The following is a 13,815-nucleotide window of genomic DNA, read 5'->3' as shown; positions in this document are numbered from 1 at the left end:
GAACTTTTTTACGGATCGATCGATGGATTCGGACAGCAAAAAACATTGGTGGCGCGTCGCCGATCGCCTCGGCGCGATGGCTTCTTTCCTGTGCGCGTTGCACTGCGCGGCGCTGCCGTTCGTGCTGGCGCTGCTGCCGCTGCTCGGCCTGGAGTTCCTGGCCGACCATCGTTTCGAACGTGCTTTCGTGGTGTTCGCCTGCGTGCTGGCGCTGGTCAGTCTTCTGAGTGGCTATCGGCGTCACCGCCGCATGCTGCCGTTGCGACTGGCGCTGCCAGGGTTGGCGCTGCTGTTGCTGGGTGTGACGGTGGCGGAGCACTACGCGATCGGCGTGCATAGCGCGCTCGTTACTTGCGGCGGCCTGCTTGTCGCCGCGGCGCATTTCGTCAACCTGCGCGCCGACCGTGGACACGGGCACGTGCACAGCGCCGATTGCGCGCATTGATGCCGCACGGTATGGCTCGTGATTGTGTAACGGTGTGGGCGCTTCCTAGCATTCGCACATGAGCCACAAGCACGACCATTCCCACGATCACAATCACAACGATCACGCGCATGAACACGGCGCGCACGGCAGCGAGCGCAGCGGTGCGGGCGTGACCGGTCGGGAACGCAAGCTCGCGTTCGCGTTCGTGCTGACCACCGCGATGATGATCGCCGAGGCGGCCGGCGGCCTGTGGTCGGGTTCGCTGGCGTTGCTGGCCGATGCCGGTCACATGCTGGTCGATGCGCTGGCGCTGCTGTTGGCGGTGCTGGGCGCTTGGATGGCGCGCCGTCCCGCGGATGCTCGCCGCAGCTACGGCTACGGCCGCGTGGAAGTGCTGGCCGGTTTTCTCAACGCGCTGACGCAGTTCGCGCTGGTCGGCTTCATCGCCTATGAGGCGATCCAGCGCCTGTTCGAGCCGAGCCCGATTCTGTCCGGCGTGATGTTGATCGTGGCGCTGGTAGGTCTGGTGGTGAACGTGGTGGTGTTGCGTACGCTGCATGGCCATGCGCATGACGACGTCAACATGGCCGGTGCCACGCTGCATGTACTGGGCGATCTGCTGGGTTCGGTAGCGGCGGTGCTGGCTGCGTTGGCAGTACGTTGGCTGGGCTGGCTGTGGGCCGACCCCGTGCTGTCGCTGCTGGTCTCGCTGCTGATCCTCAACAGCGCCTGGCGCCTGCTGCGCCGCTCGGTGCACATCCTGCTGGAAGGCGTGCCGGACGGTCTGGACACGGGCGAGATCGAAGAAGCGCTGCGCGGCTCCGACACGTCGATCCGCGATGTGCACCATCTGCACGTATGGCAGCTGGCCTCCGGCTCGCGCATGGCGACGCTGCATGCGGAGCTGCACGAGGAAGGCCGCAGTGCCACGGCGATCGCAGCGATCAACCGCGTGCTCGACGAGCGCTTCGGCATCCGCCACGTCACGGTGCAGATCGATGCCGGCGACTGCCCGGACGAGACGCGCGGCTGTGCTGGCGGCGCCCATCGCGGCTGAGTGCGGCAGCCTATTGCGCTTTAGGCGCCCGCTGATACGATGATCGGCCGTTCAACCTAGTCGAATCAAGGAGTTTCCCATGGGCAAGGGCGATCGCAAGACCCGTCGTGGCAAGACCTATCGTGGCAGCTACGGCAACACCCGCGTGCATGGCGCGCAGCCCGCCGTGGTGGGCGCCAAGGAGACCGTGACCAAGCCGGCCGCTGCGAAGAAGGCCGCGCCGAAGAAGAAGTCGGCCTGAGCGCCGCTTCCGGTCCAAAGAAAAACCCCGCCTCGGCGGGGTTTTTTTATGAGCGCGGCTAGGGGTTATAGCTCGCGCCGGGCATCGAGCTCGAAGCGGCCCTCCACCGGCGAAGCGATCACGTTCTGCGAGACGCAGCCGGGAAATACGTTCGCCGCATGCTTGGCGTGATTGTCCGTGTTGAACAGATAGGGGACATGCGACCAGCAGCGGTAGCCGAGATCCTTCAGCGCTTGCACTTCCTCTTCCGCCCGCTCGATGCCGGAAAGGCGCGCATAGATCACCGGGCGGTGCCGGCGAATGGTCTCGGCCGCACCGGCGAGCAGGTCGATCAGCGCACCCGGCACGTTCATCTTGACCAGGTGCAGGGACTCGAGCGCGAGTTCATCCACGGTGCCGGTGCGCACGTTTTCTTCGCCCACGTTCTTCTGCATCACGCGCCCGGGTAGAGAGGAGAGCGCCGCTTGGCCCTTGCTGCGGCCCAGCCAGCGCGCATGGGTGTAGACGTTCTGCAGGCCATTGATGGCTACGTTGGCGCACAGCAGCTGAAAGGCCAGGCGAGAGGGTTCGGCCACATGCACCTCGCCCTCGTTGCCCACGGCTTGGGCCAGCCAGAGCGTATGCGCGCCGTATTCGCCGCCAAATTCCAGCACGGTCTGCCCGTCCTGGATCAGGCCGCTGAGAAGATCGATCTCCTGCTCGGCCCATTCGCCGTAAAGCTGCAGGGAGCGCGCGGCGGGATTGTCGGCAGGAATGGCGGTGGCCAGCCCGTAGCGGGTGCTCCACAGCCGGGGATTGGTATCGGTGTTGCCGATGGTGTTGTTCATGGCTTGTCTCGTCGTCGTCAGGTCAGTGCATCTGGCCGGCTAGGCGCCGTTGCCGTTCGTTTTCCTGCCAGGCGGCGCGCTCGCCCGGCGTGGTCAGGCGCTGGGCCCAGTAGCCGCTGGCCTGGCGCCAGGCAGCAAGCAGGGCTTCGGTGGCCGCCTTGGCGCGCCAGGCTTCAGCACACAGGCGGCAGACGCGCGCGTATTCCGCATGGCGCACGAAGGCGTGTGCCATGCGCTCGAGGGTGTCGCCAGACGGTGTGGGCACCTGTTCGAGCCGGTGCGCCAGATCGAGGGCGACACGGCCCTGCACGGGCATGTCGGGCAGGGCTTCATAGGCGAGCTGGATGGCGAGCCGGCATTGAAGGCTGTCTTCCTGCCAGCGCGGATCGCTGCCCGCAAGAAAGGCATGGGTAAGCGCATGCGAGAACGCTTCCATCGCCACCGCCGGCGTGGCGTGCCGGCCGCGCGCGAGCGCGGTCTGCGCGACGGCGAATGCGACGCGGCCACTGGGCTTGCGCGCGAACAGTTCGTCCAGCAGCTCCTGCGCATCGTCCAGCGTCTGCGTGCGAACACCGCCGAGTTCGACGCCGGCGCGGTGGCGCATGGTTTCGGCCAATAGCAACTGGCCGTCGTCCGCCGCGTCGTCGATCTCGCGCAGGCGCTCGGCCAGCGCGGCCGCTTCCGCGTAGTGCGCCAGGGCACCATCGCCCATCTGGTGCTGCGCCCAGTACAGCAGCACGCCGATCCAGGCCTTGAGCACGGGGCCTTCGCCGCGCTCGATGTCATCCGCGTAACGCATGGCCATATTGCGCAAGGCGAGCAGGCGGGCCGCGCCGCTGAGCCGCCGCGCTTGCGCCAGGTCGATCGCGATCAGCCTGGCCAGCCAGTGCGGCGCGACCGTCGCGCTTGCGCGCTCCCAGCCGTGCAAGGCCAGGGCGAACGCGGCCTGGTGCACCGTATCCACTTCATGCCTGCCGACCAATGCCATGCGCCAGGCCTGCACCTGCACCAGCAGCCAGGTGGCCAGCTCGCCCGCCGGACCCGCATGATCGAGCAGGGTGCGCTCCAGGGCCTGCGGCAGGTCAGTCGGCGGCGGCGCGTGTTCGGCATGCGAGATGACCGGCAGGTAGCCGTCGTCGTCGAGGAAGAAGCGTGGAGCGTGGCCGTCGCCGATGGCCATGGCTTCGATGCGGGCGAGCAGGTCGGACGAAGTGGTCGCGGCCGTTTCCGTCGACGTATCCGGCACATCCGGTGGCATGAGGGTTGCGGTGTCGGGAACGTGTTCCGCGTCGGTTTCGGTGGTCGTCGCGTCGATCGCTTGCATCGCTGCTCCGGCGAGGATCGGCGCCACCGTCGGGGTCACCTGCGGCGAGTAGTCCACCGGCACCTGGATTGACCAGTCTTCGTTCGCGAGCGGATCGTTGCCGACCACCCAGGACAGCGCCGGCGGTGCGCGCTCGCCTTGACGGTTGTCCGTATGGGATATGGCGTCGCTGTCTTGCGCCTCCGGTGTCGCGGGCGGCGAGATCGATGGAAGTGTCCGCGCCAGGCGACGCGTGCGGAGAGCGAATTTCCTGTTCCGACCTCGAAGGCTGAGCAGCGAAAGGACGGTGATGGAAATCGCGATCAGGACCAGCCAAAGGCTGGGCCATGTCCGGCCGGCATCGTCGCTTACGGCGTCCGATGGCGCGGCTGCGATCGTGGAGGACGGCATGGCGGGCTGAGCAGTTTCTGCGGTCGCGGGAGACGGCGCCATGGACAGGTCGTCGTCGGATGAGCGTGTCTCGACATTCGTGTCGTCCATTGGGCGGAGAAAAGGCGTGATGTGTGAAGCATTGCGAGATCCCACATGGGACGCCGCGACGGCGCGAGCGCGCCGAGGCGCATGCGCGAAACCATCCGAATGAGCCGCGCGCACCGACGGCTCGATCTGCTCATGTGCATCGGTCGCGACGGTGGTGGCGTATGCGTCGCGCTGAACGGCCGCGGCGACCTCATCGTGCGCCGCGCCGGCCGAGTCCGGACGATAGGCGCAGGAAACGAGAAGAAGGCTCATCGCCACGATGCGGCTCGCGGAACGGCCGCGATTGTCGGAGGCACCGATGCCCGTCGTCGCGAGAGTGGCGCGCGCGACGCTCGCCGGGGGTGTTTCCGATGATCGTGCGCTGCCGCGCGGTACTCGTAGCTGGGATTGTTTCACGGTCGCTCCTGACGAATGCGCCGCGCGATTCGGCTGGTGGTGCATCGGCTATCGGCGGGCGGTACACGGCGTCGCGTGACATTTTTTTCGCGCACGCTGCCGCGCCGCCGGCGAAGAGCCGACTGCGCGGGTTGTTTCGGGAGAAGCGCCGCGGAAAGGCGGCGCGTTGGAACGAGGACGATGGTATCGGGATGTCCGATCGGAATGTTCGGAAATATCGTTCCGAACCCGTCGCCCTGCGCGCGCCTTGTGTTTTGCGCGCGAATGAATCTCAGCGGATCGTAGTGACTTCGCCGCCGCGATAAACGGTGCGCGCCAATGCGCCGCCGATCCAATAACACAGCTCCGCCGGCCGGCGCGCGTTCCACACCACAAGGTCCGCGCGCAAGCCCGCGGCGAGCATGCCGCGGTCGCTCAAGCCGAGCGCGCGCGCCGCGTTCACCGTGGCGCCGCGCAGCGCTTCTTCGGGCGTGAGGCGAAACAGCGTGCAGGCCATGCCTGCGGCCATGCGCAGCGAGAGCAGCGGCGAGGTGCCCGGGTTGCAATCGGTGGCCACGGCGATGGCCACCCCGTGTTCGCGCAGCGCGGCGACCGGGGGTTGCTTCGTTTCGCGCAAGGCGTAGAACGCGCCCGGCAGCAGCACCGCCACGGTGCCGGCTCGTGCCATCGCTTCGATGTCGGAATCGCTCAGGTATTCCAGGTGATCGGCGGAAAGACCGTCGTATTCGGCCACCAGTGCGGCGCCTTCCAGATTGGACAGTTGCTCGGCATGCAGCTTGACCGGCAGGCCGAGCGCTCTGGCCTGTTCGAACACGCGCCGGGTTTCCTCGCGGGTGAAACCGATGCCTTCGCAAAAGGCGTCCACTGCATCGACCAGGCCTTCGGCCGCGAGCGTGGGCAGCATTTCGTCGCAGACCATCGCGACATAGGCGGCGCGATCGTCCTTGTACTCCAGCGGCAGCGCATGCAGGCCGAGGAAGGTCGTGCGCACGTCGATGCCCAGCGACTCACCGAGGCGACGAGCCACGCGCAGCATGCGCCGTTCGCTGGCCGTCTCCAGGCCATAGCCGGATTTGATCTCGAGGGTCGTCACGCCGTCAGCCAGGAGCGCCTGTGCGCGCGGCAAGGACTGTGCGAGCAGTTCGTCTTCGCTGGCCGCACGTGTCGCCTGCACGGTGGAGGCGATGCCGCCCCCGGCGCGCGCGATCGCTTCGTAGCTGGCGCCGTTGAGGCGCAGGTCGAACTCGTGTGCGCGGTCGCCGCCGAACACCAGGTGCGTGTGGCAATCGACCAGGCCCGGCGTCACCAAGGCGCCACCCAGGTCTTCCACCCTCGCCGCGGCGCGCTCCGCGCCGGCGGGCAGTTCGCGATAGGGACCGACCCACGCGATACGGCCCTGCGCCAGTGCGATCGCGCCCTCTTCGATCAGGCCATAAGGCTGATCGCCATCGAACGTCGCAAGCGTGGCGTGAGTGAGGAGCAGATCCCAGGAGGCGTGGCTCATGTCGATTCGCGCGATGCGGGTGGAGCGGGAGTGGCGGGATCTTCGACGATATCGCCATTGATCGGCGATTCCTCGTTGGCGGTGCCGGAAGGCGAGGCGTCGGCCGCTTCCCGCCGTGCCAGCTCCTGCTCGTAACCGTCGATCAGGCGGTCGGCCAGCGCGCGGTACACCGGCTTGCGGCAAAGCAGGGAGGACGCGGCGCGCGCCAGCAGGCAGGTAGCCATGATCGGAATAGCCATCTGCTGGTTGGCAGTCAGCTCCATCGAGATCACGGCAGCGGTGAGGGGTGCCTGCGTAACGCCGGACAGATAGGCGGCCATCGCCAGCAGCACCACCGCGGAGGCGTCCGCGCCCGGCAGCAGCGCCGCGATGTTGTCGCCCAGCCCGGCGCCTACCGCGAGGGCGGGCGAGAAGATGCCGCCGGGAATGCCGGCCCAGTACGAGGCGATGTTGCCCAGGAATTTCAGCGCGCCGAATGCGCTGACCGTCTCATGCTGCCCCTCGAGGATCGCCCGCGCCTGCGCGTAGCCGGTGCCGTACAGCCCGGTCTGGGTCAGCTGGCTGAGCAGCACGAGGACGAGGCCGCAGCAGGCGGCGAACAGCACCGGTTGGCGCGCGCGAGCGCGGGCAACGATGCCGCGCACGCCATGGTCGTGCGGCAGGATCAGCCGCGCGAACAGGCCGCCGGCCAGCCCGCAACCGATGCCGGTGGCCAGCACCGCCCACCACGCGCGCCCCAGCGGCAGTCCGATGTCCAGGCGGCCGAAGTACGCGTAGTTGCCGAGGATGCCCAGCGACACTACGCCGGCGATGATCACCGCGGTCAGCAGGATGCCGCTCATGCGGTGCTCGAACGCGCCGCTCATTTCCTCGATGGCGAACACCACGCCGGCCAGCGGCGTATTGAACGCGGCGGCCAGGCCAGCTGCCGCGCCGGCGAGGATGAAACGGCCCGCCGCGGCCGTATCGGCGAAGCCGAAGCGCCGCCCGAGCGAGTACAGCAGGCCTGCGCCCACGTGTACGGTCGGTCCTTCGCGACCGACCGAGGCGCCACCGAGCAAAGCGGCCAGGGTCAGCGCCATCTTGCCCAGCGCGACGCGCAGCGAGAGCAGGCTCTTGCGGAAGCCGTCGTCCTCCACCTTCAGCGCCGCGATCGCCTGCGGGATGCCCGAGCCACGCGTGGGCTTGAGCACCCCGGAGGTGAGCCAGGCGAGCAGGGCGAACATCGACGGCGTCACCACGAAAGCCCACCAGCGACTGTGCGTGACCATGCGATGGAACAGGCCGAAGACGTAGTCGGCTGCCTGCGCGAAGCCGACTGCCGCCAGGCCCACGATCACCGCGCCGCTCCAGAACAGCACGCGACGGCGCCATTGCACCGGCGAGAACAGATCCGAATCGGCAAGCCGGCGCAGACGTCCCGGCGCTGGCGCCCGGGTTTCTTCCTCTTGGTTGCTCATGCCTTACCGTCGCGCCGGGTGGTCCAGCGGGTCTCGTACAGATCGAAGCGGCGGTCCTTGAGGTTCTGCACCGCGCCGGCGTTGCGCGCGCGGGCGAGGCTTTCCAGGCGCAGGTCGGCGAACAGCACGGTTTCGATATTCGGCTGCGAATCGGCGGCGACGCCGTCGCGCGCGAACGGAAAATCGCTGGGCGTGAGGATACAGCTCTGGCCGTACTGGATGTCGAAGTTGTTCACGCCCGGCAGATTGCCGACGTTGCCGGACAGCACCACGTAGCACTGGTTCTCGATCGCGCGTGCCTGCGAGCAGTAGCGCACGCGCAGGTAGCCCTCGCGCACGTCGGTACAGAACGGCACGAACAGGATCAGCGCGCCCTGGTCGGTGAGGTGGCGCGCCACCTCGGGGAATTCGGAGTCGTAGCAGATCATCACGCCGATCGGGCCGCAGTCGGTCTGGATCGTGGCGGCGCTGTCGCCGCCGGTAATGTTCCACACCGTGCGTTCGCTGGGCGTAGGGTGCAGCTTCTCGCGCTCATGGATCGATCCGTCGCGCAGGCACACGTAACACACGTTGTGGATATCGCCGTTGGGCTGCTCGGTGGGATGGGAGCCGGCGATGATGTTGATGTTGTAGTGCACGGCCAGGCGGCTGAAGAGTTCTTTCACCTGCGGCGTGTACTGGCTGAGCTTGCGGATCGATTCGACCGGCGACAGCTCCGCGTTCTCGATCGACAGCAGCTGCAGGGTGATCAGCTCGGGGAAGGTGACGAAGTCCGCGCTGTAGTCCGCCGCGATATCGGTGAAGTATTCCACCTGGGTGGCGAATTCCTCGAACGACTTGATGCGCCGCTGCTGGTACTGCACTGAGGCCACGCGCACCGAATCGGGCAGCCGTTGCGGCGACGGGATGGATGGCACGTCGGGCTGGTTGAGCAACTGCGGGTTGCGCCACACCAGGTGCGCGGCGTAGCCGAGCGATTCGTAGTCCGACGGCACGTAGCCGCGCAGCACGCCGATCACCTGGAAATCATTGGACAGCTGGAAGCTCAGCGTGGGATCGCGCCGCTTGCCTTCGACCACCGCCTGCACATAGCTCTCGGCGCTGCCGTAGCGCTGGATCGTGCGGGCGAGGCCGGGAATGCGACCGCCGAACACTATGCCACGCAGCTTCAGGTCGGTGCACAGGCGTTTGCGGGCCTGGTACAGGCGCTGGCCGATGCGCATGCCGCGGTAGTCTGGGTGCACCACCACTTCCATACCGTACAGCCAGTTGCCGTCCGGGTTGTGGCGCGAGGCCATGCCGCCGCCGGTGATCTGCATCCAGGTGTGCGGCGCCAGCGCGCTGGCTTCATCGATGCGGAAGGTGGCGCAATAGCCGACGATGCGCCCTTCGTACTCGACCACGAACTGGCCTTCGGGAAAGTGTGTCTGCTGCGATCGCAGCATTTCACCGGAATGGCCCCATTCGGGCGTGTAGACGCGGGCGGTCAGCTCGACCAGGGCTGGAAGATCCGCCGGCTGTGCCTGGCGCACCAGCAGCTTGGGGGTGTGTTCGTTCTTCTTGGCCATGCGGCGCATTATGCCTTAGGAGCCTCTGATCGATTCCTGCGTATCCGTCACCGCACTATGCGCGCATACAGTGCGGCCCCAACTTTTGTGAATTTGAATGATGGGGTGACGTCCATAAGGCCCGCCGGGTACGTAGGAATCGATCAGAGGCTCCTTAGCCATCCGTGCACGGCCGGTTACACTCCGCGCACCCCCAACGGAGCCCTTTCGATGAGCGACGCCACCCGTACCTACAGTGCCGACCAGCTCTGGCTGGCCGATGGGTGGAGCGCCGACGGCGCCTTCGCGGTCGATGCCACCGGCCACGTCGCGCCGCCTGAGGGCGAAGCCGAGCGGCTCGGCGCCTGGGCGCTGCCCGGCATGCCCAACCTGCATTCGCATGCATTCCAGCGCGCGATGGCAGGCCTGGCCGAGCGCAAGGGCAAGAGCGACGACAGCTTCTGGACCTGGCGCGAGACCATGTACGCCTTCGCCGCCGCGATCGGTCCGGAGGAACTGAAAGCGATCGCCGCGCAGCTCTATGTGGAGATGCTCAAGGCCGGCTACACCCAGGTGTGCGAGTTCCACTACCTCCACCACCAGCCCGACGGCACCCCTTATGCGCAACCGGAGGCGATGTCGCTGGCCTTGATCGAGGCCGCGCGCGAGACGGGCATCGCCCTGACCCTGCTGCCGGTGCTGTACATGACCGGCGGTTTCGACGGCCGCCCGCTGGCCGCGCGCCAGCGCCGCTTCGGCCACGATCTGTCCTCGTACGTGCGTCTGCTTGAGGCCCTGCGCCGCCACGAGGGGGACGGCATGCGCCTGGGCGTGGCGCTGCACTCGCTGCGCGCCGTGCCGGAGGAGGCGATGCGTGGCCTGCTCGCCACCGGTGCGGCCAAAGACTTGCCGATCCATATCCATATCGCCGAGCAGATCGGCGAAGTGCAGGATTGCCTGGCCACGCGCGGCGCGCGACCGGTGGAATGGCTGCTCGATCACGCGCCGGTGGACGAACGCTGGACCTTGGTGCATGCCACTCACCTCACCGGTCACGAGACTTCGCGCCTGGCGCGCAGCGGCGCCGTGGCGGGGCTGTGTCCCACCACCGAGGCGAATCTCGGCGACGGATTGTTCCCGCTGGCCGATTACCTCGACGCCAAGGGCACGCTGGGCATCGGCTCCGATTCGCATATTTCCATCTCGCCGGTGGAGGAGTTGCGCTGGCTGGAATACGGGCAGCGCCTGTCCACGCGTCATCGCAACATCGCCGCGCGCCATGAAGGCGATAGCGTCGGCGCGACACTGTGGCGCGCCGCGCTGCAGGGCGGCGCACGCGCCGCCGGCCTGCCGGTGGGCGAACTGCGTTCTGCCGCGCGGGCGGATGTGCTGGTGCTGGACGACGAATCGCCGCTGCTGGCCGCGCGCGATGCGCGATCGCTGCTGGATACCTTCCTGTTTGCCGGCAACACGCCGCTGGTGCGGCATGTGATGTGCGGCGGCCGCTGGGTGGTGCGCGATTTCCGCCACCACGACGAAGCCGGCATCGCAGCCCGTTACCGCGCCGTGCTGGAGCGCCTCGCGCGCGGTTGATGCTGGCGCATACGGCGCGTGCTGGATTAGTGTGAACCGACGCGGCCGCGAGGGGCGGCCGTTCCATAGACGGGGAGCCTTCCATGCAGACCTCCAACGATCTGGGCAAGCTGATCCTGCGCGTGGTGCTGGGCGCGCTGATCCTGTTTCACGGCGTATCGAAGCTGATCCACGGCCCTGGCTTCGTCGTGCAAGCGCTGGGCCAGGCCGGGCTGCCATCCTTCCTCGCCTATGGCGTCTACGTGGGCGAAGTGGTGGCGCCGGTACTGCTGATCCTTGGCCTTTGGTCGCGTGTCGGCGCGCTGATCGTCGCGGTGAACATGGTGGTCGCCCTGGCGCTGGTGCATGCCGGCCAGTTCATGTCGCTCGCCGACACGGGCGGCTGGGCGCTGGAACTGCAGGGCATGTACCTGGGCAGCGCGATCGCCGTGCTGCTGCTCGGCGCCGGGCGGTTCTCCGTCGGCGGTGCGCACGGCAAGTGGAATTAGGCTGCCGCAGGTCGGGGTGAGCGCGGCAAACCCCGACATCACAACGCCGGGTTTACGTGCGCTGGGTTTCGCCGAGCTCACCCCAACCTGCGGGTGTCGCTGAATGTTCGACATCGGCCTGCGCGGCCACGTCATCGCCGGTTCGCGTCCTCCGTTTTCCTGCCCACCTCTCCACTCGGAGCACGCCATGGGCAGGACCAAGATTTTCGTTTGCACCGCCTTGCTTGCCGCCACCGCCGCGCTGAACGGTTGCGTGGTGGTTCCCGCCCACGGCTACTACGGCGGCCGCGTATGGGTGCCCGGCTACTGGTCGGCGCCGCACGTGTGGGTCGAGGGTCACTGGCGCTATCGCTGAGCGCGGTTCATGCCGCCATCCGCTCACGCAGGAATTCGATGAACGCGCGCAGCTTCGGCGGTACCTGGAAGCGGCTGGGGTAATACAAATAGAAGCCGTCATACGGCGGCAACCAGGTATCGAGCACGGTCTCCAGCCGGCCGGCAGCGAGGTGGTCGCGCACTGCCGGTTCCAGCGTGTGGGTGAGGCCCAGTCCGTCCAGCGCGGCGTGGATGGCCAACGCCGGATCGTTGACGATCAGCGGTCCGCCCACGTCGATGTCGAACCAGCGTCCGCGCTGCGCGAATTCCCAGCGGTAGATCGCGCCACTGCTGATGTAGCGATTGCGGATGCAGGCATGCGCCTGCAGATCGCGCGGATGCTGCGGCCGGCCATGCTTGTCCAGGTAGGCCGGCGTAGCGGCCACCACCGAACGCACCTTGCCGCCCAGCGGCACCGCGACCATATCGCGCGCCAGGCGCTCGCCGAGGCGGATGCCGCAGTCGTAGCCGCCGGCGACCAGGTCGACCAGGCCACCGGTGACGTCGATATCCAGCGTGATGTCCGGCCAGCGACGCAGGAACGCCGCCTGCATCGGTGCGATCAGCCATTCCAGCACGATCTCCGGCACCGTCACGCGCAGCGTGCCAGCCGGGCGGTCGCCGTGCTGGCGCAGTTCGTCCAGCGCGCCATCGATGGCTGCCAGGGCCGGCGTGATCCGCTGCAGGAACAATTCGCCGGCTTCGGTGAGGCCGACCTTGCGCGTGGTCCGCTGCAGCAGGCGCACACCCAGGCGTTGCTCCAGCTGGCGCATGGTCTGGCTCAGCGCGGACGCGGTCACCTCCAGCTCGGCGGCGGCACGGGTGAAGCTGCCGTGCCGGGCAATCAAGTGGAAGGCGCGTAAGGCAGGAGTGTGGTCGTCGCGCATTGTTTAGCCTGACTTAATAACGCATCAAAAGAATCCTTATTTTTCTACGCAATGGCAAGGGCCAGACTGTGTCCATCGCAACGGAGGACACCGCCATGCCGCTCGATCGCTACTACACCCTCGGCCGTTCCGGCCTGCGCGTCAGCCGCCTCTCGCTCGGCACCATGACCTTCGGCGAGGACTGGGGCTGGGGCGCGGATGCCGCCGAGTCGCGGCGCATCTTCGACCTGTACGTGGAGCGCGGCGGCAACTTCATCGACACCGCCAACTTCTATACCGGCGGCAGTTCGGAACGTTTGCTCGGCCAGTTCATCGGCGATCGCCGCGACTCGCTGGTGGTGGCGACCAAGTACTCGCTCAACATGCGGCCGGACGACCCCAATGGCGGCGGCAATCACCGCAAGAACATGATGCGTTCCGTCGACGCAAGCCTGCGCCGGCTCGATACCGATTACATCGATCTGCTCTATCTCCACGCCTGGGACGATCTCACGCCGGTGGAGGAAGTGATGCGCGGTTTCGATGATCTCGTGCGCTCGGGCAAGGTGTTGTACGCCGGCATCTCCGATGCGCCGGCATGGCAGGTCGCGCGCATGCAGACCATCGCCGACCTTCGTGGCTGGACGCCGCTGGTGGCACTGCAGATCCAGTACAACCTGGCCGAGCGCACGGTGGAGCGGGAACTGCTGCCGATGGCGAAAGAGCTGGGGCTTGGCGTGCTTGCGTGGTCGCCGCTGGCCAGCGGCGTGCTCACCGGCAAGTACAGCCGCGCGGACCTGGCTCACGTCGGCCAGGTCGTCGGCAGCGATGTCACCGGCACGCGCAAGGACGTGGCCGCGGCGATCGGCGCGCTCACGGCGCGCGCGCTGGATATCGCTGAAGTGGTCAAGCAGGTCGCCCACGAACTGGGCCGCACCTCATCGCAGGTGGCGCTGGCATGGACGCTGCTGCACCCGGCGGTCACCGGGCCGATCATCGGCGCGCGCACGGCCAGGCAACTGGAAGACAACCTCGGCGCGCTCGATATCCAGTTCAGCGATGAGCAACGCCGCCGCCTCGACGAGGCCAGTGCGATCGAGCTCGGTTTTCCCCACGACTTCATGCAACTGGAGCAGACGCGACAGGTGTTGTTCGGCAACGCCAAAGTCGGCCGCCTGCCCTGATTTTCCCCGACGCTGTTCTTCAACATCCCGCTCAAGGAAACGAACG

Annotated in this window: 13 protein-coding genes; 7 read left to right on the top strand and 6 right to left on the bottom strand. The window is 67.4% G+C overall.

Annotation, left to right across the window (positions count from 1 at the left end; translation table 11 throughout):
• The first annotated feature begins 22 nt into the window (after positions 1–22).
• The 3 genes from ACNR9O_RS13305 (at position 23) to ACNR9O_RS13295 (ending at position 1,725) form a co-directional block, all read left to right on the top strand.
• Positions 23–445: a MerC domain-containing protein gene (locus ACNR9O_RS13305; protein ID WP_473688113.1), complete on the top strand. Its 423-nt coding sequence runs from the start codon at positions 23–25 to the stop codon at positions 443–445.
• 58 nt (positions 446–503) lie between these two features.
• Entirely contained in the window at positions 504–1,484 is a 981-nt protein-coding gene (locus tag ACNR9O_RS13300; protein ID WP_473688115.1) for a cation diffusion facilitator family transporter, read from the top strand.
• A 79-nt stretch (positions 1,485–1,563) separates the two neighbouring features.
• Complete coding sequence (locus ACNR9O_RS13295; protein ID WP_090450405.1) at positions 1,564–1,725, top strand: 30S ribosomal protein THX; 162 nt, start codon at positions 1,564–1,566, stop codon at positions 1,723–1,725.
• A 65-nt stretch (positions 1,726–1,790) separates the two neighbouring features.
• Here ACNR9O_RS13295 and ACNR9O_RS13290 read toward each other — a convergent pair whose 3' ends face one another.
• The 5 genes from ACNR9O_RS13290 to ACNR9O_RS13270 form a co-directional block, all read right to left on the bottom strand.
• Positions 1,791–2,552 carry an FkbM family methyltransferase gene (locus ACNR9O_RS13290; RefSeq protein ID WP_473688118.1) on the bottom strand — a complete coding sequence of 254 codons (762 nt, stop codon included), beginning with the start codon at positions 2,550–2,552 and terminating at the stop codon, positions 1,791–1,793.
• Positions 2,553–2,574: 22 nt separating this feature from the next.
• The gene (locus tag ACNR9O_RS13285) at positions 2,575–4,266 is read right to left on the bottom strand and encodes a hypothetical protein (RefSeq protein WP_473688120.1); all 1,692 of its coding nucleotides are present in this window, start codon (positions 4,264–4,266) and stop codon (positions 2,575–2,577) included.
• A 757-nt stretch (positions 4,267–5,023) separates the two neighbouring features.
• A complete protein-coding gene (gene hutI / locus ACNR9O_RS13280) occupies positions 5,024–6,256 on the bottom strand; it encodes an imidazolonepropionase (protein ID WP_473688122.1) in 1,233 nt (410 codons plus the stop codon).
• Positions 6,253–7,716, bottom strand: a complete 1,464-nt coding sequence (locus ACNR9O_RS13275) for a chloride channel protein (RefSeq protein ID WP_473688124.1) — start codon at positions 7,714–7,716, stop codon at positions 6,253–6,255. The genes hutI and ACNR9O_RS13275 overlap by 4 nt, the downstream gene beginning before the upstream one ends.
• Positions 7,713–9,284: a GNAT family N-acetyltransferase gene (locus tag ACNR9O_RS13270; RefSeq protein WP_473688126.1), complete on the bottom strand. Its 1,572-nt coding sequence runs from the start codon at positions 9,282–9,284 to the stop codon at positions 7,713–7,715. Before ACNR9O_RS13270 ends, ACNR9O_RS13275 begins: the two co-directional genes overlap by 4 nt.
• 210 nt (positions 9,285–9,494) lie before the next feature.
• On the opposite strand from ACNR9O_RS13270, the gene ACNR9O_RS13265 reads away from it, so the two are divergent.
• From ACNR9O_RS13265 to ACNR9O_RS13255, 3 genes are all read left to right on the top strand, one after another.
• Positions 9,495–10,856, top strand: a complete 1,362-nt coding sequence (locus ACNR9O_RS13265; protein ID WP_473688127.1) for a formimidoylglutamate deiminase — start codon at positions 9,495–9,497, stop codon at positions 10,854–10,856.
• Positions 10,857–10,939: 83 nt separating this feature from the next.
• Positions 10,940–11,344 (top strand): DoxX family protein, encoded by a 405-nt coding sequence (locus ACNR9O_RS13260; RefSeq protein ID WP_473688129.1) that lies wholly within the window; start codon positions 10,940–10,942, stop codon positions 11,342–11,344.
• A gap of 187 nt (positions 11,345–11,531) precedes the next feature.
• On the top strand, positions 11,532–11,699 hold the full coding sequence (locus tag ACNR9O_RS13255; protein ID WP_473688132.1) for a hypothetical protein: 168 nt from the start codon (positions 11,532–11,534) through the stop codon (positions 11,697–11,699).
• 7 nt (positions 11,700–11,706) lie between these two features.
• Here the strand turns inward: ACNR9O_RS13255 and ACNR9O_RS13250 are convergent, their stop codons facing one another.
• Positions 11,707–12,606: a LysR family transcriptional regulator gene (locus tag ACNR9O_RS13250; protein ID WP_473688134.1), complete on the bottom strand. Its 900-nt coding sequence runs from the start codon at positions 12,604–12,606 to the stop codon at positions 11,707–11,709.
• Between the two features lie 95 nt (positions 12,607–12,701).
• Between ACNR9O_RS13250 and ACNR9O_RS13245 the strand changes: the two genes are divergently transcribed.
• Positions 12,702–13,769 (top strand): aldo/keto reductase, encoded by a 1,068-nt coding sequence (locus ACNR9O_RS13245; protein ID WP_473688136.1) that lies wholly within the window; start codon positions 12,702–12,704, stop codon positions 13,767–13,769.
• The last annotated feature ends 46 nt before the right edge of the window (positions 13,770–13,815 follow it).

The sequence above is a fragment of the Dyella sp. CR10 genome, assembly GCF_055814425.1.
Note: the sequence above shows the minus strand (reverse complement) of the source record. Positions and strands in the feature narration are given on the sequence as shown.

Bases quoted from the DNA above. Each gene is read 5' to 3' on its own strand.
- ACNR9O_RS13305 (WP_473688113.1), top strand. From the start codon at position 23: ATGGATTCGGACAGCAAAAAACATTGGTGGCGCGTCGCCGATCGCCTC.
- ACNR9O_RS13300 (WP_473688115.1), top strand. From the start codon at position 504: ATGAGCCACAAGCACGACCATTCCCACGATCACAATCACAACGATCAC.
- ACNR9O_RS13295 (WP_090450405.1), top strand. From the start codon at position 1,564: ATGGGCAAGGGCGATCGCAAGACCCGTCGTGGCAAGACCTATCGTGGC.
- ACNR9O_RS13290 (WP_473688118.1), bottom strand. From the start codon at position 2,552: ATGAACAACACCATCGGCAACACCGATACCAATCCCCGGCTGTGGAGC.
- ACNR9O_RS13285 (WP_473688120.1), bottom strand. From the start codon at position 4,266: ATGCCGTCCTCCACGATCGCAGCCGCGCCATCGGACGCCGTAAGCGAC.
- hutI (WP_473688122.1), bottom strand. From the start codon at position 6,256: ATGAGCCACGCCTCCTGGGATCTGCTCCTCACTCACGCCACGCTTGCG.
- ACNR9O_RS13275 (WP_473688124.1), bottom strand. From the start codon at position 7,716: ATGAGCAACCAAGAGGAAGAAACCCGGGCGCCAGCGCCGGGACGTCTG.
- ACNR9O_RS13270 (WP_473688126.1), bottom strand. From the start codon at position 9,284: ATGGCCAAGAAGAACGAACACACCCCCAAGCTGCTGGTGCGCCAGGCA.
- ACNR9O_RS13265 (WP_473688127.1), top strand. From the start codon at position 9,495: ATGAGCGACGCCACCCGTACCTACAGTGCCGACCAGCTCTGGCTGGCC.
- ACNR9O_RS13260 (WP_473688129.1), top strand. From the start codon at position 10,940: ATGCAGACCTCCAACGATCTGGGCAAGCTGATCCTGCGCGTGGTGCTG.
- ACNR9O_RS13255 (WP_473688132.1), top strand. From the start codon at position 11,532: ATGGGCAGGACCAAGATTTTCGTTTGCACCGCCTTGCTTGCCGCCACC.
- ACNR9O_RS13250 (WP_473688134.1), bottom strand. From the start codon at position 12,606: ATGCGCGACGACCACACTCCTGCCTTACGCGCCTTCCACTTGATTGCC.
- ACNR9O_RS13245 (WP_473688136.1), top strand. From the start codon at position 12,702: ATGCCGCTCGATCGCTACTACACCCTCGGCCGTTCCGGCCTGCGCGTC.